This window comes from Streptomyces sp. NPDC047917 (assembly GCF_043204345.1).
Lineage (GTDB): Bacteria > Actinomycetota > Actinomycetes > Streptomycetales > Streptomycetaceae > Streptomyces > Streptomyces sanglieri.
The window spans coordinates 35,397-61,343 of record NZ_JBIDCA010000010.1 but is presented as its reverse complement, the minus strand read 5'-3'; the positions used below and the strand labels follow the sequence as shown (position 1 = coordinate 61,343).

19 protein-coding genes and 1 pseudogene are annotated in these 25,947 nt (G+C 70.1%); 15 read left to right on the top strand and 5 right to left on the bottom strand.

The window, feature by feature from the left end:
* The first annotated feature begins 80 nt into the window (after window positions 1-80).
* The 3 genes from tatA to ACGF8B_RS24220 all read left to right on the top strand — a co-directional run bounded on the left by tatA (window position 81) and on the right by ACGF8B_RS24220 (window position 1,819).
* Window positions 81-269 (top strand): Sec-independent protein translocase subunit TatA, encoded by a 189-nt coding sequence (tatA, locus tag ACGF8B_RS24230; RefSeq protein WP_392742159.1) that lies wholly within the window; start codon window positions 81-83, stop codon window positions 267-269.
* A gap of 158 nt (window positions 270-427) precedes the next feature.
* Complete coding sequence (locus ACGF8B_RS24225) at window positions 428-1,003, top strand: TerD family protein (RefSeq protein WP_392742156.1); 576 nt, start codon at window positions 428-430, stop codon at window positions 1,001-1,003.
* 216 nt (window positions 1,004-1,219) lie between these two features.
* Entirely contained in the window at window positions 1,220-1,819 is a 600-nt protein-coding gene (locus ACGF8B_RS24220) for a class I SAM-dependent methyltransferase (RefSeq protein ID WP_392742153.1), read from the top strand.
* 23 nt (window positions 1,820-1,842) lie between these two features.
* Here ACGF8B_RS24220 and ACGF8B_RS24215 read toward each other — a convergent pair whose 3' ends face one another.
* Window positions 1,843-2,745, bottom strand: coding sequence for an oxygenase MpaB family protein (locus tag ACGF8B_RS24215; RefSeq protein ID WP_392742150.1), 903 nt, complete (start codon window positions 2,743-2,745; stop codon window positions 1,843-1,845).
* Window positions 2,746-3,125: 380 nt separating this feature from the next.
* Here ACGF8B_RS24215 and ACGF8B_RS24210 point away from each other — a divergent pair, with 380 nt between their 5' ends.
* A complete protein-coding gene (locus ACGF8B_RS24210) occupies window positions 3,126-4,163 on the top strand; it encodes a hypothetical protein (RefSeq protein WP_392742147.1) in 1,038 nt (345 codons plus the stop codon).
* A gap of 6 nt (window positions 4,164-4,169) precedes the next feature.
* Here the strand turns inward: ACGF8B_RS24210 and ACGF8B_RS24205 are convergent, their stop codons facing one another.
* Both ACGF8B_RS24205 and ACGF8B_RS24200 read right to left on the bottom strand, forming a co-directional pair.
* Entirely contained in the window at window positions 4,170-4,352 is a 183-nt protein-coding gene (locus tag ACGF8B_RS24205; RefSeq protein ID WP_124722584.1) for a hypothetical protein, read from the bottom strand.
* Between the two features lie 83 nt (window positions 4,353-4,435).
* The gene (locus tag ACGF8B_RS24200) at window positions 4,436-5,545 is read right to left on the bottom strand and encodes a fatty acid desaturase family protein (RefSeq protein ID WP_392742144.1); all 1,110 of its coding nucleotides are present in this window, start codon (window positions 5,543-5,545) and stop codon (window positions 4,436-4,438) included.
* A gap of 294 nt (window positions 5,546-5,839) precedes the next feature.
* On the opposite strand from ACGF8B_RS24200, the gene ACGF8B_RS24195 reads away from it, so the two are divergent.
* The 8 genes from ACGF8B_RS24195 to ACGF8B_RS24160 all read left to right on the top strand — a co-directional run bounded on the left by ACGF8B_RS24195 (window position 5,840) and on the right by ACGF8B_RS24160 (window position 17,011).
* Window positions 5,840-8,734 carry a DEAD/DEAH box helicase gene (locus ACGF8B_RS24195; RefSeq protein ID WP_392742141.1) on the top strand — a complete coding sequence of 965 codons (2,895 nt, stop codon included), beginning with the start codon at window positions 5,840-5,842 and terminating at the stop codon, window positions 8,732-8,734.
* Window positions 8,731-10,077 carry an SWF or SNF family helicase gene (locus ACGF8B_RS24190; protein ID WP_392742138.1) on the top strand — a complete coding sequence of 449 codons (1,347 nt, stop codon included), beginning with the start codon at window positions 8,731-8,733 and terminating at the stop codon, window positions 10,075-10,077. The genes ACGF8B_RS24195 and ACGF8B_RS24190 overlap by 4 nt, the downstream gene beginning before the upstream one ends.
* 169 nt (window positions 10,078-10,246) lie before the next feature.
* Window positions 10,247-11,599 (top strand): esterase-like activity of phytase family protein, encoded by a 1,353-nt coding sequence (locus ACGF8B_RS24185; RefSeq protein WP_392742135.1) that lies wholly within the window; start codon window positions 10,247-10,249, stop codon window positions 11,597-11,599.
* Window positions 11,600-12,234: 635 nt separating this feature from the next.
* Window positions 12,235-12,828, top strand: a complete 594-nt coding sequence (locus ACGF8B_RS24180; protein ID WP_392742132.1) for an N-acetylmuramoyl-L-alanine amidase — start codon at window positions 12,235-12,237, stop codon at window positions 12,826-12,828.
* Window positions 12,829-12,933: 105 nt separating this feature from the next.
* Window positions 12,934-14,184 carry a GAF domain-containing protein gene (locus ACGF8B_RS24175; protein WP_392742129.1) on the top strand — a complete coding sequence of 417 codons (1,251 nt, stop codon included), beginning with the start codon at window positions 12,934-12,936 and terminating at the stop codon, window positions 14,182-14,184.
* Window positions 14,185-14,291: 107 nt separating this feature from the next.
* The gene (locus ACGF8B_RS24170) at window positions 14,292-15,815 is read left to right on the top strand and encodes an aldehyde dehydrogenase family protein (protein ID WP_392742126.1); all 1,524 of its coding nucleotides are present in this window, start codon (window positions 14,292-14,294) and stop codon (window positions 15,813-15,815) included.
* Window positions 15,816-15,943: 128 nt separating this feature from the next.
* On the top strand, window positions 15,944-16,291 hold the full coding sequence (locus tag ACGF8B_RS24165) for a transposase (protein WP_392742123.1): 348 nt from the start codon (window positions 15,944-15,946) through the stop codon (window positions 16,289-16,291).
* 276 nt (window positions 16,292-16,567) lie between these two features.
* Window positions 16,568-17,011 carry a Ser-Thr-rich GPI-anchored membrane family protein gene (locus ACGF8B_RS24160; RefSeq protein ID WP_392742119.1) on the top strand — a complete coding sequence of 148 codons (444 nt, stop codon included), beginning with the start codon at window positions 16,568-16,570 and terminating at the stop codon, window positions 17,009-17,011.
* 76 nt (window positions 17,012-17,087) lie between these two features.
* On the opposite strand, the pseudogene ACGF8B_RS24155 reads toward ACGF8B_RS24160, so the two are convergent.
* Window positions 17,088-17,411 (bottom strand): annotated as a pseudogene (locus ACGF8B_RS24155) (transposase); the annotation flags it as partial.
* 168 nt (window positions 17,412-17,579) lie between these two features.
* A complete protein-coding gene (locus ACGF8B_RS24150; protein ID WP_392742116.1) occupies window positions 17,580-18,266 on the bottom strand; it encodes an HAD family hydrolase in 687 nt (228 codons plus the stop codon).
* Between the two features lie 551 nt (window positions 18,267-18,817).
* Here ACGF8B_RS24150 and ACGF8B_RS24145 point away from each other — a divergent pair.
* From ACGF8B_RS24145 to ACGF8B_RS24135, 3 genes are all read left to right on the top strand, one after another.
* Window positions 18,818-19,459 (top strand): ScbR family autoregulator-binding transcription factor, encoded by a 642-nt coding sequence (locus tag ACGF8B_RS24145; RefSeq protein ID WP_392742114.1) that lies wholly within the window; start codon window positions 18,818-18,820, stop codon window positions 19,457-19,459.
* 639 nt (window positions 19,460-20,098) lie between these two features.
* Complete coding sequence (locus tag ACGF8B_RS24140; protein WP_392742111.1) at window positions 20,099-22,627, top strand: Pls/PosA family non-ribosomal peptide synthetase; 2,529 nt, start codon at window positions 20,099-20,101, stop codon at window positions 22,625-22,627.
* 63 nt (window positions 22,628-22,690) lie between these two features.
* The gene (locus tag ACGF8B_RS24135) at window positions 22,691-25,945 is read left to right on the top strand and encodes an amino acid adenylation domain-containing protein (RefSeq protein WP_392742108.1); all 3,255 of its coding nucleotides are present in this window, start codon (window positions 22,691-22,693) and stop codon (window positions 25,943-25,945) included.
* Window positions 25,946-25,947: the final 2 nt, after the last annotated feature.

The following is a 25,947-nucleotide window of genomic DNA, read 5'->3' as shown; positions in this document are numbered from 1 at the left end:
CTACAGCCAGCTTGAAGCACTGTCCGCGAATGCCGAACGGAAACTCCGGCCAAAACACCGAAAGGAAGGGCGGGACGCACATGTTGCGCAACGGCCTCGAACCCTGGCACCTGTTGATCGTGGTGATCGTGGTGATCGTGCTGTTCGGCTCGAAGAAGCTGCCGGACACGGCCCGAGCCCTGGGCAAATCCATGCGGATCCTGAAGAGTGAGGCGAAGGCCATGAAGGAGACCGATGTGCAGGCGCCCCGTACCGACCCACCCGCGTAGGGCGCCGGCCAACCAACGTACGGCACGTCTCACGGACGTTCACTTCAAGGCTTGCGCAAGCAAGGGAACCATGGTCACGACGCCGTCGTTGACCGGGTGACGGCGAAAGCAGCGCCGTTCACCGAATCGCTGGACCACTGGATCAATGGAGGATGTTCATGGGTGTGACCCTGGCCAAGGGCGGCAACGTCTCCTTGTCGAAGGAGGCACCCGGCCTGACCGCAGTGACGGTCGGCCTGGGCTGGGACGTACGGACGACGACGGGCGCGGACCACGACCTGGACGCGAGCGCACTGCTGTGCTCGGACGCGGGGAAGGTCCTCTCCGATCTGCACTTCGTCTTCTACAACAACCTCACGAGCCCGGACGGTTCGGTCCAGCACACCGGCGACAATCTGACCGGTGAGGGCGAGGGCGACGACGAGTCCATCAATGTGGAACTGTCGACCGTCCCGCCGGATGTGGCCAAGATCGTCTTTCCGGTCTCGATTCATGACGCGCAGAGCCGCGGGCAGAGCTTCGGCCAGGTCCGCAACGCGTTCATCCGCGTGGTGAACCGGGCGAACGGCGTCGAGCTGGCCCGCTACGACCTCAGCGAGGACGCGTCGACGGAGACCGCCATGGTCTTCGGCGAGCTGTACCGGCACGGCACGGAGTGGAAGTTCCGTGCGGTCGGGCAGGGATACGCCTCCGGCCTGGCGGGAATCGCGTCCGACTACGGCGTCAACGTCTGACGGGGACGGACCCCGCGAATCACAGACACGGGCCCTCCCTCCCCCTCCGCCGGAGCGGGGAGGGAGGGCCCGTGCGGCCCGGGGGCGCCATGCGAAAGCGGCCGGCACCAGGCGGAGAAAGCTCGCCGACCGATCGGCCCGCCACCCGAGCACCCACAGCATTCCCTGACGTTTCGTTCCGTTTCGCTGTGTCGGCGACTACGCGATCATGTCCGTATGACCGATGACCACACACACGTCCAGGCGTTCTTCACGGCGCGCGCGGCGGACTGGGACACCCGCTTCCCGGACGACGGGCCCGCCTACGAGGCGGCTGCCGGCTCCCTCTCGCTGAACCCGGGGGACTCGGTGCTCGACGCCGGCTGCGGCACGGGGCGGGCGCTTCCCGCCCTGCGGGCGGCGGTCGGACCGCAGGGCACGGTCGTGGGCGTGGACCTGACAGTGGCGATGCTGGAGGAGGCGGCACGGGCCGGGCGGGACCGGGACGGGGCGCTGCTGCTCGCCGATGTCGCCCGGTTGCCGCTGAGGTCTGCATCATTGGACGCGGTGTTCGCGGCGGGGCTGATCTCCCACCTGTCGCGTCCCGGCCCGGACCTGGCGGAGCTGGCACGGGTGGTGCGACCGGGCGGACGACTGGCACTCTTCCATCCCGTCGGGCGGGCGGCCCTCGCGGCGCGTCACGGACGCCGGATCACGGACGACGATCTGCGGGCCGAGCCGAGTCTCCGGCCGTTGCTGGCCCGTTCGGGCTGGCGGCTCGATGCGTACACCGACGAGGACGACCGTTTCCTCGCCCTCGCCGTACGAGCGTCCTGATCCCCCGCCCTGTGCCGCAGGGCTCACTCCACGGGTGCTCCGGAGCGCGGCTTGTGCGGGATCGGGCAGCCTCCGACACCCGGGACGGGGAACGTTCCCAGCCCGGAGACCTCGTAGCCGTCCGGGTAGCCCTTGATCTCCGGGTTCTGCCGGGCGTAATGAGGGGTGGAGCGCGGCGGCAGGAGTCGCACCGCGCGCGCCCTCAGCCGGAGTGCGCCATGCGTGAGGCCGCGGGCCACAGCACTCGGGCGTTCGTACCGGAATGCCCGCAGCAGGGGGTCGTCGAGCAGCGCGAGGGCGACCTTCCGCGCGGCGGGGGCCAGCGGGCGCGGGTACCAGGAACTCATCAGGTCCAGGGTGGCGTCGGCGACGCGGCGTCCCCCTTCGTCCCAGCCGAAGTGTTCGGCCTCATAGGCGTCGAGGACGCGCTCGAAGTCCTCGTACGTCTGCGGGAGTTCCTTGATGCCCATGTGCGAGCCCAGGGCCCGGTAGTAGGCGGCGGACGCCCGTAGTTCGTGGTCGGAGAGCCGACGCCAGCCGTAGGCGTCGAGCCAGCGCTTCGGGGTGACGACGAAGGTGCACAGCACATAGCGCATGTCGTCGTTGCTGATGTCGTAGCTGCGGTGCATCTGGTTGATCCGGCGCAGTGCCGTACGCCCCGGGTCGCTGTCGAAGCCGTGCTCCATGACGGTGTCCAGGAGCAGCGCGGTGTCGTCGTAGCGCTTCTGCGAACGGTCCGTCAGCTCGGCCGTCCGCGCGAGGAGCCGGCCGATGCTGGGTACGGCGTAGGTCCGGTACAGGGCCAGTTCGAGCGCTCGGGTGATGTCCCAGGGAAACTCGTGGGTCGCCGTGATCCGATGGATTCGAAGGAAGTCCCGCTCCGGGTCGAGACGCTGAATCTCCTTCAACCAGTCGTACCGCTTCACGGCGATCCCCCCTTGTGTCGGCCGAAGGCCCAACTCTACTTCGGCGGGGAACACCTCATGCGGGAACGGCATGTCGCGCGGTCATCGCTCTTCGGGAACGCGGTCCCCGTGATCGGCGCAGCCGACGAGCCGGCCGGGCCGGCACCGCGTCCGCTCGCCGGGCACGGCGAATCTCCGCAGTCAGTGGTCTGCCCTCCGGACGGGCCCCCGCGAACGACGGGCCCGGTCCGGCCTCGCACACGGCCGTCGTCCGGCCTCGCACACGGCTGTCGTGCGGCCTCGCACGCAGTCGGCGTCCAGCCTTGTCAGGGCCTCGACGAGTGGGTTACTCACTCGTTAAGGTGCGCCGACGGACAACGACGACGGACGAGGAGAGTGCCGTGGCTGCGCCGATCGACACGGTCGCCGACGACGACGCGCTGTATGTGCTGACCGCGGTGCTGCTGACACCGGCGCAGTTCCCGAGCGTCCTCGGTGACGACTACCCGGCCGCTTGTGCGGCGCTCGCGCTCGAACCGTACGCCGAGGGGTACGGGCTGGTCCTCGGCCAGGACGGGAGTGGCGCGCGGTGGACGGTCGTCGTCGAGGACGTGTCGCTGGTCGCCGCCGCGATCGCGGCCTGGGACTGCGGCATGGACTACGACCTCTCCCCCGACGACCGTTCGGTGGTCTGTGCGCTGCCCGGCTGGCCGCTTCCGGTGGCGGTCGCCGCTCCGGGCGTGGCCGCGCCGCATGATCCGCTGCCGGACCCGGAGGCCCAGGGGGCCGGACCGGAGCCGCTGACACCGCCCGACACGGAGTCGTGGGGGCCCGCCCAGCGGCGCATGGGCGCGGACGAGATAGCGCACCAGTGGACCGCGTGGCGCGAGCAGATCGACGACGAGACGGCCTTCGCCGACCCGCCGGGCGTGGACAGCACCGGGGGCGAGGACCCGCGCGAGCCCGAACCCGCGTCCGCAACCGGACCGGGATCCGGACCCGGTGCTGAGCACGGGGTTGGACCTGCGCCTGAGCCCGATCCGCGCCGCGAGGCACCCGACCCTCACCCTGAAGTAGAGGTTCAGGGTGAGGTCGGCATCGAGACCGAAGCCGGGGACTGCCAGGACGACGATGCCGCCATGGGCCCGGTCACGGACTCGCCCTCCGGTGTGCACCCCGGTGTGCGGCGGGCGCTGGCTCAGGCGCACGACTACGTCGATGCCCCGCCGCCTCCCGGCCGCGTCCGGTCCTCCTTCGCCACGGGCGAGGCACGAATGCTGCGCGCCGACGGGCCCGGCTGGTCCCTGGTCGCCCGGACCGACGACATCGCGTTCATTCTGTTGGACGAGGAGCCCGGCGAGGTACTGCCGGTCGGGCGTGGAAGCGAACTGCCGGGGCTCCTGAGAGCTCTGGACGCGCTCGCGGTTCGGCCGGCCTGAGTCCCGTCAGCGGCCTATTTCCTTGCGGGTGATCCTGCGGAGCCTGCGCCGCTGCCCCGGGTCCAGCAGCAGATACGCGACGGCCGGAACTCCGATCAGGACAAGCAACGACAGCCAGAAACCGATGAACGGCATCAGGATGACCGCTACGACCACTCCCCCGATGGCGATCTTCGCGCTGTTCGACATCGTCCACGCCTCCTTCGCGGCCCGGAGCCGCTCCTGCTGTGAGAACGCATGTGCCCGCCCATCGGTTCCAGCCACCCGGTGACTCACCTCAGCGGTTCGCCGACCTCGTGCATGTGCCGCAGCGCCTGCCGGTAGGACTCGATCAGTCCGGTCTCCGCATACGGCATGCCCAGCGACTTGCAGTGGGCGCGCACCATGGGCTGCGCCAGGCGCAGGTGCGGTCGGGGCATGCTCGGGAAGAGGTGGTGCTCGATCTGGTAGTTGAGCCCGCCGAGGAACCAGTCGGTGAGGATGCCGCCGCGTACGTTGCGCGAGGTGAGGACCTGGCGCTGGAGGTGGCCCCAGCGTTCGCCGTCGGGGTCCGGCATTTCCATGCCCTTGTGGTTCGGGGCGAAAGCCATGCCCAGATGGAGGCCGAACAGCGCGTGGTGCACGAGCGCGAAGACCACCGCCTTCCCCGGGGACAGCACGGTGAACAGCAGTGTCGCGTAGAGACCCAGGTGGGCGACCAGCAGCAGTGCCGCAAGAACTCGTTCCCCGGTGGGCTGCCGGCGCAGGTACTGGAATCCGGAGATCTTCAGCGCGATGCCTTCCAGGAGCAGCATCGGGAAGAAGAGCCGGGCCTGGTTGCGGGTGAGCCAGCGGGCGAAGCCCTCACGCTGGGCGGCCTGCTTCTGCGTCCAGACCAGGGCTCCCACGCCGACGTCCGGATCCTTGTCGATGTGGTTGGGATTGGCGTGGTGGCGTACGTGTTTGTCGTTCCACCATGCCTCGTTCATCCCGAGCAGCAGGTTGGCGTGCACGAGGCCGACGGCGCGTCCCACCCTGCGGTCGCCGGTTATCTGGGCGTGCCCCGCATCGTGTCCGACGAACGCGGTGCGCGACCAGAAGACCGCCAGCGGCAACGCCAGGAGCAGGGTCCACCACGTGTCGCCGAGGAGGACCATGCCGGTGATCACGGCGCCCAGGGCGATCAGATTGACGGCGATGCCCGCGGCGTACCAGCCGGTTCGCCGCTCCAGGAGGCCCTGCCCCTTCACGTCCCGCAGCAGCGGCGCGAAGTCGCTGCCCTGCGACGGACCGGTCCCGGCGCCGGCGGCTCCTGCCGCACCCGCCTCCCCGTCACCGACCGCTCCGGAACTGCCTGCGCCGTCGCGGGTGCCTCCCGCTGCGGTGGCTATGGCCTGGGGCATGACGTCTCCGGTCTCTGGAAAGCTGCGCTGACCTGTAGAAACGTACGGGGAACGGGTATGCGGCAGCCATGGCGCCACCACCCGGGGTATCCGGGGGTATACCCCCGCTCTCGATGGGGGTGCTGGCCACACCCGGGGATGAGGGCCTGCCCCCTGGCCGACACGCGGCAGGGCGTCCCGACGGAATGAAATGTGTCCTGGATCACTGCGAATTCCCTCATGGGCGAGGGCGCCGATGGGGTACCCTCGGCGGCCCGACCCCCACTAGTCAAATTTGAGGAACTCGGCATCACTGTGCAAAGACTCCCTGCGGCAACGCTCCCCGAGATCTCCGCACTCTCCGCCTGCTCCGTGGTCTTCCTGCCCGGGGACCCCGCCCGCTCCGGCCACATCGCCTTCTGGCATCCGGACGGCAGCGGCCCGCCCGATGGTCCCGGTCGCGTGGAGGAACTGGCCGTCGTCGGCGCCGACGCACAGGCGTACGACGTACCGGCACGGTTGCTCCCGGTACGCGACGCGCTGCCGGTGCTGACGCGTGCCCGGCTCTCGGCGCACGCCTCCGACGCTGCCGCATTCTGGGGTGCGGCCGCTCTCCTCGCTCTCCAACTCGCCGCCCGGGGCCTGCTGCTGCCGGGGCTCACCGACACGGACCACGATGCCTGGCGGGCCGGTCCGCTCACCGCGGACGACCAGTCGCGGATCCGGACGCTCGCCGCCTCGATGCCGCCGTCGGCCCACGCGGTTCCGCTCGACGGATCCATGGAGCCCGTTCTGCTGCCCGAACCCGAGCGGCTGCTGCGTGCGTTCCTCGACGCGGTGGTGGACGGTCTCCCCCGGACCCCCGCCGCCTCGTCGGCCGGCGGCGGCCCTGCCTTCACCGCCGACGAACCGCAGCGTCTGCCCGTCCATCGGACGTGGGTCACCGATGTCGCGGCCGGGCACGACGCGGGCGTCCGGCTCTCGCTCCGGGTGGAGGTGTCCGGGCTCACGGCGCCCGACGAGGGCGGCGAGCGGTCGGCCGGACCCTCCTTCCGTGTGGTCCTGCAGATCCACAGTGTCAGTGATCCGACGCTGGTATCCGACGCGGCCGAGGTCTGGGCGGGCGGTGCGGGCACCACAGCGGCCTTCGGGCCCCGTGCCCGGATGGACGTCCTGCCCGCGCTGGGCCGGGCGGCCCGTGCCTGGCCGGCGCTGACCCCGCTGCTGTCCGCGGCCGTGCCCGACTCCGTGGAGCCGGACGACGACGAGCTCGCCGAACTCCTCGGACCCGCCGGACGGGCACTGGCCGCGACCGGGGTCCAGGTGCACTGGCCCAGGGAGCTGGCCCGCAAGCTCACCGCCCGCGCCGTGATCGGGCCGCCCGACGCCGAGGAGGACGGGGAGCCCGGCGGCGTCGCACGCGGCGGGTCCGAGGCCCCACCGCTCCTGTCGGCCGACGCGCTGCTGGCGTTCGACTGGTGGTTCGCGCTGGGTGATCAGAAGCTGAGCCGCGCCGAGCTGGATCGCCTGGCCGAGGCCAACCGGCCGGTGGTGCGGCTCCGGGACCAGTGGGTGCTGATCGACCCCGAGGAGGCCCGGCGAGCCCGCGGGACCCGGGACCGCAAGGTCACCCCGATCGATGCGCTGGGCGCGGTCCTCACCGGTTCCACCGAGGTCGACGGGGAGCGGGTCGAGGTCCGGGCCACCGGCTGGCTGGAGCAGTTGCGCCGCAGGCTGGCCGATCCGGAGGCGGCCGGGCTCCGGGGCGACCCGCAGCCGGTCGGACCGCCCGAGGACCTCGCCGCCACCTTGCGCGACTATCAGCTGCGCGGTCTGAACTGGCTGCACACCATGACCTCGCTCGGACTCGGCGGCTGTCTCGCGGACGACATGGGGCTGGGCAAGACCATCACGCTGATCGCGCTGCATCTGCACCGCCGGAGCATCGAATCGGCCGCCGGTCCGACGCTGGTGGTCTGCCCGACGTCGCTGATGGGCAACTGGCAGCGGGAGATCGAGAAGTTCGCGCCGGGCACTCCGGTGCGCCGCTTCCACGGCCCCTCGCGCGGCCTCGACGACCTGGCGGACGGTGAGTTCGTCCTCACCACGTACGGCACCATGCGGCTCGACGCGCCGAAGCTCGCGGATGTCCGATGGGGCATGGTGGTCGCGGACGAGGCGCAGCACGTGAAGAACCCGTACTCGGCCACGGCCAAGCAGCTGCGGACGATCGGCGCGCGGGCCAGGGTGGCGCTCACCGGCACCCCGGTGGAGAACAACCTCTCCGAGCTGTGGGCGATCCTCGACTGGACGACGCCCGGGCTGCTGGGCCGGCTCGGCACCTTCCGTACCCGCTACGCGCGGACCGCGGAGGGCGGTGATCCGGCGGCCGCCGAGCGGCTCGCGGCCCTGGTCCGGCCGTTCCTGCTGCGACGGCGCAAATCCGATCCGGGTATCGCGCCGGAGCTGCCGCCGAAGACCGAGACGGACCGCACGGTGTCGCTGACGGCGGAACAGACGGGTCTGTACGAGGCGGTGGTGCGCGAGACTCTGGACGCGATCTCCGGCGCCGACGGCTTCGCCCGGCGTGGTCTCGTCGTCAAGCTGCTGACGGCGCTGAAGCAGATCTGCAACCACCCGGCGCAGTACCTGAAGGAGAACGAGCCCCGGATCGCGGACCGTTCGGGGAAGGTAGAGCTGCTGGACGAGCTGCTCGACACGATCCTGGCGGAGGAGGCGAGCGTGCTCGTCTTCACCCAGTACGTACAGATGGCCCGGCTGCTCGAACAGCATCTGGCGGCGCGTGGGGTGCGTACCCAGTTCCTGCACGGCGGCACGCCCGTCGCGGAGCGCGAGGCCATGGTCAACCGCTTCCAGGCGGGCGAGGCACCGGTCTTCCTCCTTTCGTTGAAGGCGGCCGGGACGGGTCTCAACCTCACCAGGGCCGGTCATGTCGTGCACTTCGACCGCTGGTGGAATCCTGCGGTCGAGGCGCAGGCCACCGACCGCGCGTACCGGATCGGCCAGACCCAGCCGGTGCAGGTGCACCGGCTGATCGCCGAGGGCACCATCGAGGACCGGATCGCCGACATGCTGGTCCGCAAGCAGGGGCTCGCGGACGCGGTGCTCGGCTCCGGCGAGGCGGCGCTGACCGAACTGAGCGATGCGGAACTGGCCGATCTGGTGGAGCTGCGAGGGGGCACACGATGAGCGACGGACACGACGGCGGCGAGTACGGGAGCGACGGCCGGGACTGCGCCGCCCCGGGACAGGAGCGGACCTTCGCCGCGCTGCCGCCCGCACACGGCCAGGGCTTCGCCCGGTCCTGGTGGGGCCAGGCATGGCTGAAGGCCCTGGAGGACACGGCGCTGGACGGCCGGCAACTGAAGAAGGGGCGCAGGTTCGCCCGCGAGGGCCGGGTCGGTGCGGTCTCGGTGCGGCCCGGCCGGATCACCGCGGTGGTCCGGGACGGGGACTCGTCCACGTACCGCAGCGATGTGCTGCTCCAGGAGCTGAGCGAGGCGGACTGGGAGCGGTTCCTCGGCATGGCCGTCGAGCGGGCCGGGCACATCGCGGCCCTGCTGGACCGGGAGATGCCGCCGCACCTGGTGGAGGACGCGGCGGCGGCCGGGGTGGAGCTGCTGCCCGGGATCGGCGATCTGGATCCGGAGTGCACCTGTGAGGCGTGGGACCACTGCCCGCACACCGCCGCGCTGTGCTACCAGGTGGCGCGGTTGCTGGACCAGGACCCTTTCGTGCTGCTGCTGATGCGGGGGCGTGGTGAGCGGCGGCTGCTGGACGAGCTCCAGGTCCGGATCGCGGCCCGTGCCGAGGGGCACGCGCCGTCCGGTCCGGCCGACGGTTCCGGGGCCGTGGCGGCGAGGACCGACGATCGGGGGATACGGGCGGACGAGGCGTTCGCGGCCCGGGACATCCTGCCCCCGCTGCCCGGTCCTCCGCCGCTGCCCGCGGAGTCCGGCTCGGCGCCGTCCCTGGACACGGAGACCGAACCGCAGGCGGGCGTCGATCCGGCGGCGCTGGAGATGCTGGCGACGGACGGAGCTGCGCGCGCCCGTCGGATGCTGTCCGAGGCGCTCGCGCCCGGCCACGAGAAGCAGCCGCTGCCGGCCGCCCTGACCCCGCGGCAGGATGCCGTGCGGCTGGCCGCGGAGGCCCGGCCGGAACCCGGGGTCGCGAAGCGGCTGGCCGCCGGGTCGGGGCGGCGCGGGCCGGAGCTCGACGTGGCGGTGCGGGCCTGGCGGTACGGCGGGGTGGCCGCACTGACCGTGCTCGAAGAGGAGTGGGCTCCCGGTCCGGAGCACCTGGCCAGGGCGCGGGCACGGCTCGCCGAGGCGTGGGAGGAGGGCGAGCGGCCCCGGCTGCGGGCGGCGGGCAATCGCTGGACCGCGGTGGACGGCGGCGTCCAGCTCCGGTACGGACAGGACGGGCGCTGGTGGCCGTACCGCAAGGAGAGCGGGCGCTGGGTCCCGGCGGGTCCGGCGGACGACGATCCGGCGGCCGCGCTGGGTGCCTCGTACGGCCCGGAGGACTGAGGCCGGCCCGTACGGCGGGCGGAGCCGGCCCATGACGGGCGGGGGCGTCGGATCCGCGCCCCCGCCCGCCGCCGCGTTCTGTCCGTGCGTTCAACCGGATGTAACCATGTGTTGAGGGCGAGGGCAGAACCTGACGGCCGTCAGAGCTGTTCATGCCCCAGGAGGCCCCATGTCCGCGCGCGTTGTCCGTCGTTCCCTTGCCGTCGGTCTGCCGCTCGCCCTGCTCGGTACGGTGATCGCGACCGGGACGGCAACCGGCGCGCAGGACGACCGGCATCATCGTCCGGAGCGCACGGCGCGGGTCACCGGCACCGCCGTGCTCGGCGACGTTCCGCTGGCAGGCTTCAGCAACGGGCTGCTGCCGGGCACGGTCGCGGACGACCGCGGGGTGCAGCTCGGCGGCATCGGCAGCGACATCTATCCCGCGGGCCGCCGGGGCGAGTTCTGGACCGTCACCGACCGCGGGCCCAATGGACAGATCAAGATCGACGGGAAGAAGCGACGCACCTTCCCGGTGCCCGGCTTCGACCCGGCGATCGTCAAGGTGCGGGTCAGCGGGAAGCGCGTCAAGGTCCTCGAAGCCATACCGATCACCACCCGGTCCGGGGCCGCCGTCACCGGTCTGTCGAACCAGCCGGGCCGCGACGAGGCCCCGTACACCTACGACGCGAAGACCCCGCTCGCGTACAACCCGAACGGTCTGGACACCGAAGGCATCGTCCGCGCCGCCGACGGCAGCTTCTGGCTCGTGGACGAGTACGGCCCCTCCCTGGTGCACGTCTCGGCCCGCGGCCGGGTCCTCGCCCGGCACGTGCCGAAGGGGCTCGGGCTGACGGGCGCCGACTATCCGGTGGTGGAGTCGCTGCCGGGCGTACTCCTGCACCGCAAGATCAACCGCGGCTTCGAGGGGCTGGCCCTCCTCCCGGGCGGCGATCTGGTGCTCGCGGTGCAGAGCCCGCTCTCGCTGCCGGACCAGGACGCGGGCGAGGCCTCGCGCAATGTGCGGCTGCTGCGCTTCTCGACGAAGAAGCGCACGGTCACCGCGGAGTACGCCTACCGCTTCGACGCGGTGGATGTCGTGGACCCGGGCGAGGACGACACCTCCGAGCTGAAGATCTCCTCCGTCGTCGCGCTCGGCCGGCACGAGTTGCTGGTCGAGGAGCGCACGGACAAGGCGGCCCGACTGCACCGGGTGACGCTCCCGCACGGTTCCGGGATCCTGGGATCCGCCTGGGACGACCCGACGACGTCCCCCTCGTACGAGCAACTCACCGACCCCTCGGCGTCGGGCGTGCCGGTGCTCCGCAAGAGCCTGGTCGTCGACCTGGGCAAGGTCGCGGGCGTGCCCGGGAAGATCGAGGGCGTCGCGGTGACCGGCCGGAACACGCTCGCCCTCATCAACGACAACGACTTCGGGATGGCCGACGGTGCCGAGGCGTTCGACGCGAACGGCCGTCTGGTCGACAGCGGCATCGAGACGTCGGTGACGGAGCTGAAGCTGGCCCGCCCGCTGCGCGGCTGACCCACATGCCCGCGCGCGGTCGGCGGCCGGTGCGGCGGCCCGGATTCGGGCGCAGCCGACCCGCGCGCCCGCCAGCGGGCTCCTGTGCCGCATCCGGCCCTGCGCAGCGACCGCTGCGGAGGGCCGGTCTCGTCAACCAGCCCTGCCTGCAAGGACCTTCCCGCGGCGCACACCGTACTGCTGCCCGGCCCGCAGGTCCCGGGTCCCCTGGCCCGTAACGACATCGGCGTACATTCCGGCGTTCCCCCCGTCCGCAGAGGCCATTTCCTCGTCCGCTGTCTTCCGCCGCCCGCGCGTCGCCCGTACGGTAGGGCGCGCGAGACACTCGGCCGCACATCGGACAACACCTTCCGGCCATCGGACACCAAGGGGGCCGCGGGATGTCGGGGGAATCGGGCAGCGGACTCCCGGGCGCTGCCCCTCGTACTCCGCTCCTGTTTCCCGGCGCCCGGGATCGCGGTGTCCGTCCCCGCGTCGCCGACGGCCTCCGCCGGGCTCCCGGCGTCGGGCATCGTCCGCGGGCCCGGCTCGTCCGTCTCCTACACGGGGCCGGTCGCCGGTGTCCGGATGCCGATCGGGTCGTTGTGCCCGTGGTACTCGCCGCATCCACCCCTCCCCCCCCCACAGGAGTGTTCATGCACCGCAGAAGGATTCTCCAGGGCGCCGCGGCGACGGCGGCCGCCGCCCTGATTCCCGCCTCCACCCGCGCCGTGGCAGCGACGACCGCGGGTGACACGGACTACCCGCTCGCCCACTGGACGCCCGCCTCCGCCTCCAACTACACGGCTTCGAGCCGTCCTTCGGCCTATCCGGTCCAGTACGTGATCATCCATGTGACTCAGGAGACGTACCCGGACACGATCGGGATCTTCCAGAATCCCGCGAAGCAGGTCTCCGCGCACTATCTGGTGCGCTCGGCCGACGGCTATGTCGCCCAGTGCGTCCGGGAGAAGAACGTCGCCTGGCACGCGGGCAATTGGGACTACAACACGCGCAGCATCGGCATCGAGCACGAGGGATGGGTGGACAAGCCTTCGTACTTCACCGACGCGATGTACGAGAGGTCGGCGCTACTGACCGCCTCGGTGTGCGACCGCTACAACATCCCCAAGGACCGCGCACACATCCTCGCCCACGCCCAGGTCCCCGGCACCGACCACACCGACCCCGGGCCGAACTGGGACTGGGTGCGGTACATCCGGCTCGTCAATCTGTACTCGGCGGGCTGACCCGCCCTCGCCACCCGGGACGGCCGCTCCCTCCACCGCGGTTGTCGCAGCGGCCCGCCGCGACGACGATGGGGGTGTGCGGGAACCCCTGGACGGGAGGGTGAATTGACGGATCCCTGGGTGGCGCTGGCAACCGATACCGACCCCGGCGAGCGGATCGGCCAACTGCGCCGCGCACACGAGGCGTTCACCACGGCGGGCCGGCTTGAACGACCGGTGCGGCCGGTCGTCGGTGAGTCGTGGCGGCGCTCGGCGCGGGCCAGGGTCAGCCCGGACAGCGCGGCCCTGGTCGAGCTGGGCCCGGACGATCTCGGCCCGTACCGGGACGGACATCCGCTGGCGCCCGCCATGCCGGTGATCCGTGAACTGATGGGCGCCTACGCGACGGACGGGGAGCATCTCCTCGCGGTGTGCGACGCACACGGCAGGCTGCTGTGGGTCGAAGGCCCCGCGGTGACCCGGCGGGCCGCCGACCGGATGAACTTCGTGGAGGGTGCCCGCTGGTCCGAGGCGGCGGCGGGGACGAACGCGCCGGGGACGGCCATCGCCGTGGACCGTCCGGTGCAGGTCTTCGCCGCCGAGCACTTCCTGCGGCCGGTCCAGCAGTGGACCTGCGCGGCGGCGCCGCTGCACGACCCGCACACCGGGCGAGTGCTGGGCGCCGTCGACATCACCGGGGGCGACCGGCTCGCGCATCCGCACAGCCTGGCGTTCGTGCAGGCGGTGGCCCGTGCCGCCGAGTCGCATCTCGCGCTGCTCCGCCCCTCGCCGGCCGCCGGGACCGTGCGGCTCGGCGCGCTCGGCCGGGACGAGGCGCTGCTGGTGGCGGGAGACCGCAGGATCAGGCTCAGCAGACGGCACAGCGAGATCCTGACGACCCTGGCCCGCCGCCCCGAGGGCCTCACCGGCGACGAGCTCCTCGTCGAGCTGTACGAGGACGAGTCGGTGACCCAGGTGACCCTGCGGGCCGAACTCTCCAGGCTGCGGCGGCTGCTCGGGCCGGAGCTGCTGCTGTCCCGCCCCTACCGCCTCTCCGCTCCGGTCGACGCCGACTTCGACACGGTGGCGCGCCGACTGGCGTCGGGCGCGGTGGCCGCGGCCCTCGCGGCCTACGCGGGCCCGCTGCTGCCGGGCTCGCGGGCACCCTGCGTCGTCCGGCTGCGGCGCCGGCTCGACGAGCAGCTGCGGGCGGCGCTCGTCGCCCGGGGCGATCCGGGGCTGCTGGCCGACTGGGCCTACAGCCCGTGGGGCGAGGACGACCTTCCGGTCTGGGAGGCGCTCGCCGCGGCCGTTCCCGCCGGGCAGCGCCCCGCCCTCCTCGCCAGGGTCCGGGCACTGGACGCCGAGCAGCGGTAGCCGCTCGCGCGTGCGGCCCGTGCAACGGGGTTGCAACGTAGGGCTGCCTACCCTCGCGCCGAGGGCCGTCCGACGGCGGGCGGCACCGGAGCCGGGAGGCCACAGAGATGACCCGTTACGCCGCGCCGGGTGCCGAGGGCGCCATCGTCTCGTACGAGTCCCGCTACGACCACTGGATCGGCGGCGCGTACGTGCCGCCCGCCCGTGGTCAGTACTTCGAGAACCCGAGCCCCGTCAACGGCCGCCCCTTCACCGAGATCGCCCGCGGCACGGCCGAGGACGTCGAACTGGCCCTGGACGCTGCGCATGCCGCGGCTCCCGCCTGGGGTGCTACGGCGGCCGGTGAGCGCGCGGGGCTGCTCAACAGGATCGCCGACCGGATGGAGGCCCATCTGGAGGAGCTCGCGGTCGCCGAGAGCTGGGACAACGGCAAGCCGGTGCGCGAGACCCTGGCCGCCGACATCCCCCTCGCCATCGACCACTTCCGCTACTTCGCCGGTGCGTTGCGCGCCCAGGAGGGTTCGCTGAGCGAGATCGACGACGACACCGTCGCGTACCACTTCCATGAGCCGCTCGGCGTCGTCGCGCAGATCATTCCGTGGAACTTCCCGATCCTGATGGCCACGTGGAAGCTGGCCCCGGCGCTCGCGGCGGGCAACGCGGTGGTCCTGAAGCCGGCCGAGCAGACCCCGGCCTCCATCCACGTGTGGCTGAAGCTGGTCGCCGACCTGCTCCCGCCGGGCGTCGTCAACATCGTGAACGGCTTCGGGACGGAGGCCGGCAAGCCCCTCGCCTCCAGCCCGCGCGTCGCGAAGATCGCGTTCACCGGTGAGACCACGACGGGGCGGCTGATCATGCAGTACGCCTCCGAGAACCTCAGGCCGGTGACCCTGGAACTCGGCGGCAAGTCGCCGAACATCTTCTTCGACGACGTGTGGAACGCGGACGACGACTTCCGCGACAAGGCTCTCGAAGGCTTCACCATGTTCGCCCTCAACCAGGGCGAGGTCTGCACCTGCCCGTCACGCGCGCTGGTCCAGCGCGGGATGTACGGCGAATTCCTGGAGGCGGGCATCGCCCGCACCGAACGGATCGTGCCCGGACACCCGCTGGACACGGACACGATGATCGGCGCGCAGGCCTCCGACGAACAGCTGAAGAAGATCCTCTCGTACCTGGACATCGGCCTGCAGGAAGGCGCGAAGGTCCTCACAGGTGGAGAACGGATCGAGTACGACGGGGAGTTGGCGGGCGGCTTCTACGTCCAGCCGACCGTCTTCGAGGGCGACAACCGGATGCGGGTCTTCCAGGAGGAGATCTTCGGCCCGGTCGTGGCGGTCACTTCCTTCTCCGACTTCGACGACGCCATCAGGACCGCGAACGACACGCTGTACGGCCTCGGGGCCGGTGTGTGGACCCGCGACATGAACACCGCGTACCGGGCGGGCCGCGCCATCCAGGCGGGCCGGGTCTGGACGAACTGCTACCACGCGTATCCGGCGCACGCGGCGTTCGGCGGCTACAAGCAGTCCGGGATCGGCCGGGAGAACCACAAGATGATGCTGGAGCACTACCAGCAGACGAAGAACATTCTCTGTTCCTACAGCCCCAAGAGGCTCGGGTTCTTCTAGAGCCTGAAGTCGGTTGCCTGGAGGCTCCGTTGCCCTCCAGGCAACCTGTGCGGTAGTCACCCCCTGGCACCCGGGCCGCGAATCACCGTCCGGCCTCTCGGAGGTCTCCGGACGGCGACTGCCACACCGTGCGCTGCGAGCGGCGCGGCCACCTGTTCACGGGGCGGGCCGACGAGGACTGCCCGACCCCCGCGCCGGCCCGCCGCACGTCCACACCCGGTCCGTTGGCCAGGGAACACGCCGCAGTACCGCTGGAGCACGAGAGGCTCCAGGCCGTGCCTTCGAACAATCTTGTGGTGGATCACGGTCGGGTGATACGTCGTCATGAACTGTCGGATGCGGAGTGGGAGTTCGTCCGGGTGCTGTTGCCCGTTTCGCCGCGGGGGCGTAAGCGGCTGGACGACCGGCGGGTTCTCAACGGGTTCGGGTGGAAGTTCCGGACCGGGACGGCCTGGCGGGACGTGCCCGAGCGTTAGGGGCCGTGGGCCACGCTCCGCACCCGGTTGCGGCGGTGGGCCCTGGACGGCACGTTCGAACAGACGCTCCGGGCCGCCCGGGCAAGGGCCGACACGGTCGGGAACATCGACTGGCTCGCGTCGGTCGGCTCCACCGTCGTCCGAGCCCACCAGCATGCCGCCGGAGCCCGGCCGGCGGGATCGGTCCCGTCCCCAGTGCGGTCCGGCACCCTCTTTCGAGGGAAAGATCACCGCTCTGTCCGCACGGTCCTGGATGGTGCCGACAGACTTGCGATCATGAAGATCTGGAAGAGGGCAGCCGTGGGCATGGCGGCATGGTCCCTCGTGGCTGCGCCGAGCCTGCTCGCTTCGACGCAGGTGCGGGCGATGAACCCGGCCGCGGCTCACACCGCCTCTCGAACCTCTCTGCTGGACGTGTTCGTACCGCCCGTGACCTCTCCCACCGCGGAGTCGGTCTGGACGGCCGGTCAGACGGTTGAGGTCACCTGGGACACTGCCGACCCGCCACAGCACATCACCAACCCCAAGGGCGCGATCTACTTGAGAAAAGGCGACAGGACCGGCCCCATGCTTGACGATGACTTCGACATCCTGAAGGGGAGGCAGGATGTGGTCGTGCCGGACGTTCCTCCCGGGAACGACTACAGGATCGTCCTCTTCGGCGACTCCGGTAACTTCTCCGCCCCCTTCACGATCACGGAAGGGCCGACCGATTCCTAGCGGTGCGGCCCGGCCGTCCAGGCGACAGCCCAGCGCCTCGGCAGCCGAACGTCGCGCTAAGGGCTGTCGTCAAATGTCAGACCCACATCAGGAGTGATGCGAGGCTGACGGCTGCTTCGTAGGACCGGGCGGTCTTGTCGTAGCGGGTGGCGATGCCGCGCCACCGCTTGAGCCGGTTGAAGCACCGTTCCACGGCGTTGCGGTGCTTGTGGACCTCGCGGTCGAAGCCCGGCGGTCGGCCTCCGCGGCTGCCGCGCCCGGCCCGGTTGCGGGCCTGGCCGGCCCGTTCGGGGATCGCGTGCGGGATGCCGCGGCGGCGGAGCCAGGTGCGGATCGCTTCTGAGCTGTAGCCCTTGTCGCCCAGGACGTGATCGGGCCGGACGCGGGGCCGTCCCGGTCCGGAACTTCCACACGATCCCATTCAGGACCCTGCGGTCGTCCAGCCGCTTCCGCCCCCGCAACGACTCGGGAAACAAGGGCCGGACGAACTCCCGATCGGCATCGGACAGTTCATGGCGACGTATCGCGACACCATGATCCATCACCCAAGATCATTTGAAGACACTGCCTAGGCGGTCTCTTCCTCCCAGGTACGGGCCCATGCCTGGAGCTCCGGATCAGCCAGGGTACGCAGCCACAGGTCGGCCCGGTCAGCTCCCTCCTCGGCCGGCCGAGGCCCCACGCCGAGCACGCGCATGCCGGCTCTCCGGGCCGACTCGACGCCGGTGACCGAGTCCTCCACAGCCATCGCTTCCTCCGGCCGCACACTGCACAGGCGGACCGCGGTGGCGTAGACGTCGGGATGGGGTTTCGGCAGCAGTCCGTCACCCGCGACGACGACATGGGTGAAGTAGCTGAGCAGTCCGACCCGGGCGAGGCAGGTCTCGACCACGTCCAACGGGCAGTTGCTGGCGACCGCGAGCGGGAGATTGCGGGCGGCGAGGCGGACCAGTGCCGCCGCACCCGGCATGGTCACGGGGTCTTCGGCGACGAGCGCCATGAAGTTCCTCAGGAGCGCGTGCGTCATGTCGTCGGCGAGCTGCGGCTTCCCGGCCTCTCTGGCCATGAGACTGCCGCACTCCGTGTAGTGCACGCCCTTCGCCCGCTCGGCGAAGCCGGCGCGGGGCTTCAGTCCGAACTCTCCGAAGGCTCGGATGCGCGCGTCCTGCCAGTGTCGTTCGGTATCCACCAGGGTTCCGTCACAGTCGAAGACGATGGCAGCCGGGGACCAGGTGAAGATGTGACGAGATGTCATTTGCCTGCCGTTCTCGAAGAGCGCGCCGCCCCGCGTCGTCAGTGCTCGCAGTACGGAGCAGGGGACTACGGAGAGGCCCGCTCGGCCGCAGAAGGTGCGCTGTCGAACGAGCCCCGATCGACCACGCGTGAAGGCCGATGCTTCGCCTCCGGGCCCGCCGACGATGGACATCGTCCGGGCTCTGTGGATGACCCGAGAAACATCGTGATCACTACGATAATTTTCCGGCCCAGCGAACGCAATCATCATTTCGAGTGTTTGACGGCACGCTCGATACCAAGTAATCGCGCAGCGCGCGCGACGGTCGGCGATGGACGAACAAGGCTATTGAGCTGCTCCAACTCCATTGAGACACAAGGTATTTGGCCGCAGGCGCCGACCCTCCCGAGATGCGCTGAAGCGTGAATTTCCGCCATTGACCGAACCCGCTCGCACCCCAAGAACAATAATAATCTCCACGCATTAACGGCACGGAGCGCCGTCAGTGCGCCGCGGCGCACGACTTTCCCGGATCAAAAAAATGGGTACAGACGAACGAAGGCAGAACACACATGCAGGACAGGGCGCGTGCGACCCGAAGGTCTCTGCTGGAAGCCGCAGCACACCTTTTCGTTGAACAGGGGTATGCACGGACCAGCATCAATGAGATCAGCGAACTCTCGGGGCGCACCAGCGGAGCCGTCTACTTCCACTACTCCAGCAAGGAGAGACTCGCGCTGGCGGTCGTGCGGGAACAGTTCGCATCCTGGCCGTTGTTGGCCGACCGTTACGCCGCCCCCGGGATCCCCCCTCTGGAGAAGCTGATCGCTCTCAGCTTCGATGTCGCCGAGGCGCTGCGCGACGACGTGATGGCCCGGGCCGGCGCGCGCCTGTGGGCCGAGCGCCGCACCATCGACGTCGCCATACCCACCCCCTTCGCCATCTGGACCACTGCCGTCACACACCTTCTGGCCGAGGCCCGCGCCGGAGGCGAACTGGCCGACGAAGTCGAGCCGTCGAGCACCGCCACGACCTTGGTGTGCGCGTTCTTCGGGTTGTACGACCTCACCGAGGAGATGGCGGAGCACGAGGACCTCTCCGACCGGCTGCGTCTGTGGTGGCTGCTGATCCTGAAGGCGTTGCAGGCACACCCCGAGCCCGCCGCTCTGGTGGCGCGGTCCCTGGCACACCACCGGCGGGCGCCCACCGGATGAACCGCGCCCCCGCTCAGTCCCTGTGCTCCGGGCAGAGACTTCGCGCGGCTACGGAGGTGGTTCGCCGGACTGCGGTCCGGGCCGGCAGCAGGCCGGTCAGCGGGTGCCTCGCCCGCCGACCGGGGCCACCACGATCACTCCGCTGGCGGGCGAGCCCATCGCGCTGATGGAGTGACATCGGACGGTTGCGACCGTGTGGGCCACCGTGCCACCACCGCGAAGCGCGCGGGCGTCGCTCCGCCGCCGCACCGCTGCGATACGCCCGGGTGCCGTCACCGAGCCCCCTTCCTGCCCGGCCACCAGAACGGGGCTGCTGATGAGTGAAGCCTGTACGGGACGACGAAACGCCTGGTAGACGGGTCCTCGATCAAGATCACGCCCGTCCGCCAGGGGGGTCGCCGTTCTGCCAGGCAGGATCCCTGCCGGGGAGCAAACCGGGAGAGTCACTGCCACAGCGGAGCGACCGAGTCCGAGTGGCATCCCGGCGGTGGACAGCTAAGACTGAGGCAGCGGTTTGGGATACGGACAGCAGATCCCGATCTCGTGGCTTCCGGACCACTCGCTCCGGCCATCGAAAACGCGAGTACAGGGCGCCGACCACAATGAAACGGCGCCCGGAAAGTTCCTCAAGGAGCTCGCATGGAGGACAAACCCCTCGACGTCTTGACTCCCGGGCCGGATGAATCCGCAATCGGTACACGCAAGTACAGCGGCCCGGAGACCGGCGTCGAGAAGAGCCTCGCCGAAGTGCTGGCTGACGTCATGTGCGTCGAACGGGTGTCTGTCGACAGCCACTTCTTCGACGACCTCGGCGCCAACTCATTGGTAATGGCCCATTTCTGCGCACGAGTCAGGAAGCGGGAAGACCTTCCCTCGGCGTCGATGAAGGACATCTACCGGCACCCGACGATCCGCAGTCTGGCGACGGGGCTCGCGAATGCCGCGCCCGTCGAACCGTCGGTCCCGGTGCCGACCGGGGTGGTGGCCCCGGCCCGCACCATGCGATACGCCCTCTGCGGAACCCTGCAGTTCCTGCTTTTCCTGGGGTATTCCTTCGTCGCCGGGCTTGTCGCCGACCGAGGCTACGCATGGGTCTCCGCCGGATCGGGTGTGGTCGATGTCTATCTGCGGTCGTTCGTCTTCGGAGGCCTCGGCTTCGTCGCTCTGTGCACCTTCCCCATCGCGGCGAAATGGCTCCTCATCGGCCGCTTCAAACCATGTGAGTTCCCGGTCTGGGGCCTGACCTATCTGCGCTTCTGGACCGTCAAGGTGCTGATCCACGCCAACCCGATGATCTTCTTCGTCGGCAATCCCCTGTACGTGCTGTACCTGCGAGCGCTGGGCGCACGGATCGGCAGAGGGGTCACGATCCTCTCCCGCAACGTTCCGGTCTGCCCCGACCTGCTCACCGTCGGCGCCGGCACAGTGATCCGCAAGGACTCGTTCTTCCTCTGCTACCGAGCGCACGCCGGCCGTATCCAGACCGGCCGGGTCACTCTGGGCCAGAACGTCTTCATCGGCGAGAAGACCGTGCTCGACATCGACGTGTCGATGGGCGACGGGGCTCAACTCGGCCACACGTCCACGCTGTACAGCGGCCAGGCGGTGCCTGACGGTCAGCGCCGGCACGGGTCCCCGGCACAGCCCACACAGCACGACTACCTGAGGGTCGAACCGGCCGTATGCGGCACACTGCGCCGGGCCGGCTTCGGTCTGGTGACCGTGCTCCAGTTGTTCTTCCTCTATGTGCCACTGGCCGTCGGGGGCGCGTACATGCTGGTAGCCCTGGTTCCGGCGCTGCACGACCGGCTGGGGCCGGGCACGGGAGGGCTCACGTCGCCGGATCTCTACGTCGACGCGCTGGTCCTTTCCCTGCTGCTGTTCTTCGGCTTCGTCTTCGTTGGCCTGGCCGTGATGTTCACCGTTCCACGCCTGCTGAACCTGGTCGTCAAGCCGGACAAGGTCTATCCACTGTACGGGCTCCACTACTCGGTGCACCGGGCGATCGGGCGCATGACCAACATCAAGTTCTTCACGTGGCTGTTCGGTGACAGCTCCTACATCGTCCACTACTTGCGCGGCATCGGATACGACTTGTCCCGGGTCGAACAGACCGGGTCGAACTTCGGCACGGAAGTGCAGCACGAGACCCCGTTCCTTTGCTCGGTCGGGAGCGGGACCATGGTCGCCGACGGGCTCTCCGTCATCAACGCCGACTATTCGAGCACGTCCTTCCGGGTGTCCCGGGCCTCGATCGGGTCGTACAACTTCCTCGGGAACAACATCGCCTTTCCCTCGGGGGCCAGAACTGGTGAGAACTGTCTCCTCGCGACGAAGGTGATGGTTCCGCTCGAAGGCGAGGTGCGCGAAGGGGTGGGACTGCTCGGTTCGCCGTGCTTCGAGATTCCCCGTTCGGTCGAGCGAGATTCCCGGTTCGACCATCTGCGCACCGGCGACGAGTTGCGCCGCAGCCTCGCCGCGAAGAACCGCTACAACATCCGCTCGATGATCTTCTTCCTTCTCGTGCGGTGGCTGCACTTCTTCGTTCTCGCACTGTTCGGCCTGGCGAACGCCGAACTGTACGACTCCTACGGGCATGTGGTGATCGCCGCGTTCCTGGTGTTCAGCCTCGGATTCACCGCTGTCTACTTCGTACTGGTGGAGCGCGGCATCGCGGCGTTCCGCGCGCTGCAACCACAGGTGTGCTCCATCTACGAGCCCTACTTCTGGTGGCACGAGCGCCTCTGGAAGGTGCCGGACACCTACCTCAACATCTTCAACGGAACACCTTTCAAGAACGTGATCTGGCGAATGCTGGGAGTTCGGATCGGCAGCAGGGTCTTCGATGACGGCTGCTACATGACGGAGCGCACGCTCACCACCATCGGAAATGACTGCACGCTCAATGCGGGAAGCAAGGTCCAGTGCCACTCCCAGGAGGACGGCACCTTCAAATCCGATCGCAGCACCCTCGAATCCGGCTGCACCATCGGTGTGGGAGCCCACGTCCATTACGGCGTGACGATGGGCGCCGACGCGGTACTCGCACCCGATTCCTTCCTGATGAAAGGCGAAGAGGTCCCCCCGCACGCTCGCTGGGGAGGAAATCCCGCCGCGGAGATGCGCGAGGCCCCCCATCAGCCGGAGGCGCTTATGCGGAAGCGGTAGCGGCCCGGCCCTGGTCGGCGCGAAAAAGCACGGTAGCCGAGGCGAATGGAGAGAGACGGCCTGATGGAAAAGCAAGTGAAGGCCGACCGGGAATTCTGGCGCGAAGTGCTCGTCGCCGGTGGAATCACCGAAATCCCGCGGTGGACGCTCAATCCGGTGAAGGGCGTCGGCGAACACGAGGTGCCGGTCCCGGACGACGTCGTGGCGGCGTTGCGCCGGCTGGCCGAGGACCTGGCGGTGCCGCTCGACTCGGTACTGCTGGCAGCACACGCCAAGGTGCTCGCCGCGCTCTCCGCCGAGCACGAGGTCGTGACCGGACATGTCGGTGCGGGAAGCGGCCGGCCGCTGCTCTGCCGGCTGACGACCGAGCCCGGCTCGTGGCGGACACTGCTGCTGGAGGCGCATCGGGTCGCGTCGGATCTGCTGTCGCACCAGGACTTCCCGGTCGATGAGCTCAGGTGCGAACTGGGCCTGGCCGAGCCGCCGATCGAGGTCGTGTTCGATCCGTACGGCACGGGCGGCGAAGTCACCGGCGACACCGTCCTGCGGGTGGGGTTCGCGCACCGCGGCGGCCACCTCGCGCTGCGCCTGCGGTATCGGACCGACGTACTGGACGAGGACTGCTCCGTCAGGATCGCCGGTTACCACCTCGCCGCGCTGGCGCTGATCGTCGCCGATCCGGACGCCGAGCACGACCGGCAGAGCCTGCTCTCCCCCGAGGAACTCCACTTCCAGCTCGAAGAACTCGCCGGTCCGCACCGGGAACTGCCGGACCACAGGTTCCACGAACTGTTCGAGCAGCGGGTGGCCTCACACCCGGACGCCGTCGCCGCGGTGCACGGCGATCTGCGGCTGACGTACCGAGAGCTCAACGCGCGCGCCAACCGGGTGGGACGAGCCCTGCTGGCGCGGGGGCTGCGCCCTGAGGGCGTCGTCGCGGTGGTGACCGAGCGCAACCTGGACTGGATGGCCGCCGTCCTCGCGGTCTTCAAGGCCGGCGGCGTGTACCTGCCCATCGAGCCTCATTTCCCGGCCGACCGGATCGCGACCATGCTCTCCCGTGCCGCATGTGAGCTCGTGCTGACCGAGTCCGGCAGCACCGCCACGCTCGACCGGGCCCTCGGCCCACTGCCCGGGGTCCAGAAGCTCCTGGTCGGCGCGGCCTACGAGGAAGACCATCCCGACGGTGATCTGGCCGTCCGTGTCGCACCGGACCAACTCGCCTACATCTACTTCACTTCCGGCTCCACAGGTGAGCCCAAGGGCGCGATGTGCGAGCACGCGGGCATGCTGAACCACCTCTACGCCAAGATCGACGACCTGGGGATCGGCGAGGGACAGGTGGTCGCCCAGACCGCACCCCAGTGCTTCGACATCTCGCTCTGGCAGCTGATGTCCGGGCTGCTGGTCGGGGGACGGACCCTGCTGGTGGAGCAGGAAGTGATCCTGAACGTCCAGCGGTTCGTCGACAAGATCATCGACGACCGGGTCTCCGTCCTCCAGATCGTGCCCTCCTACCTGGACGTGGTGGTGTCCTGGCTGGATCAGCACCCCCGCGAGCTGCCGGACCTGCGGTGCGTGTCGGTCACGGGCGAGGCGCTGAAGAAGGAGCTCGTGCAGCGCTGGTTCGCCGCCCAGCCCGGGATCAGGCTGGTCAACGCCTACGGGCTGACCGAGACCTCGGACGACACCAACCACGAGGTCATGGACCGCGCGCCCGACGGGGACCGGGTCCTGCTGGGCCGCGCGGTCAACAACGTGCGCGTCTACGTCGTCGACGAGCACCTGATCCCGGTGCCGCTCGGAGCCCCCGGTCTGATCGTCTTCTCCGGCGTCTGCGTCGGCCGCGGATACGTCAACGACCCCGAGCTCACCCGGCAGGCCTACCTGGCCGATCCGCACCGTGAGGGCGCCCGGCTCTACCGGGGCGGCGACTACGGCCGCTGGACGCCCGGGGGAAAGCTGGAGTTCCTCGGCCGCCGCGACACCCAGGTGAAGATCCGTGGCTTCCGGATCGAGATCGGCGAGATCGAGAACGCCTTGTTGCAGGTGCCCGGCGTTCGCGACGGTGCGGTCGTGATCACCGAGCGGGCCGACCAGAGCAAGCACCTGGTGGCGTTCTGCTCCGGTCGGCGGCCGCTCGATGCGGACGTGGTGCCGGCCCGGCTCGGTGAGTCGCTGCCCGCGTACATGGTCCCGTCGGCCGTTCACTGGCGGGAGAGCCTGCCGCTGACGGCCAACGGCAAGGTCGACAGAAGGACTCTGCGGGCACTCGCCGGAGAACTCGATGTCGTGCCGGACGACTTCTGTGCGCCGGACACACCGGCCGAACGGCAGCTGGCGGCCGCGTGGGCGAAGGTGCTCGGCATCCCGCAGGACCGGATCGGGCGGCGGGACCACTTCTTCGACCGGGGCGGTACGTCGCTGTCGGCCGTGAAACTGGCCATCTTCCTGGACCGCGCGGTGTCCCTCAAGGATGTCACCCGTCACCCGGTCCTCGCGGATCTGGCCGGGCTGGTCGACGACAGATCCGCGCGGCGTGCCGGGCTGCTTCAGCCGCTGTCGGCAGCGGACGGTGCGCAGACCTCAGCCCTGGTGTGCTTCCCCCATGCCGGCGGCAACGCGGTGAACTTCCGGCCGATGGCCGGGGCACTGCCGGACAGTGGACCGGCGGTCTACGCCGTCGAGCTGCCCGGTCACGACGTGGCCGCCGAGAGCGAGCCGCTCGCGCCGATGACTCAGGTGGTCGAGCAGGTCGTCGACGAGATCACCGGGCGTGGTCTGACCAGTGTCCTGCTGTGGGGTCACTCCTCGGGCGCCGCGTTGGCCGTGGAGACCGCCAGGAAACTGCGGGAGCACGGGGTGGACGTCCATCGGGTGTTCCTCGGCGCGCAACTGCTCGGTGACGCCGACGACCGGCGCGCCGCCATCGCCGAGCTGACCGGGCGCGGCGACGCCGAGATCGCCGCGGACCTGAGCACGGACGGCGGCTGCGGCTCACCCGGTCCGTCGGATCCGCAGCACGCCGAGCACGTCGGCGCCGCCTACCGCCACGACTGCGTGTCCGCTCACCGCTACTTCATCGATGCCCTGGAGAGCCCGCCCGCGCAGAAGCTGTCCGTGCCGGTCACCGTGGTCGTCGCCTCGGACGACCCGAGCACGGCGGACTACCCGCGCCGGTATCTCGACTGGCAGCTCCTGGCCGAACAGGTCGGCCTGCACGAGGTCGCCGACGGCGGCCACTTCTTCCTGCGTACCCGTCCGGCCGAGGCAGCCAAGGCTGTTCTGCAGGCCACCGATTTGTTCGCTTCTTCCTGAGC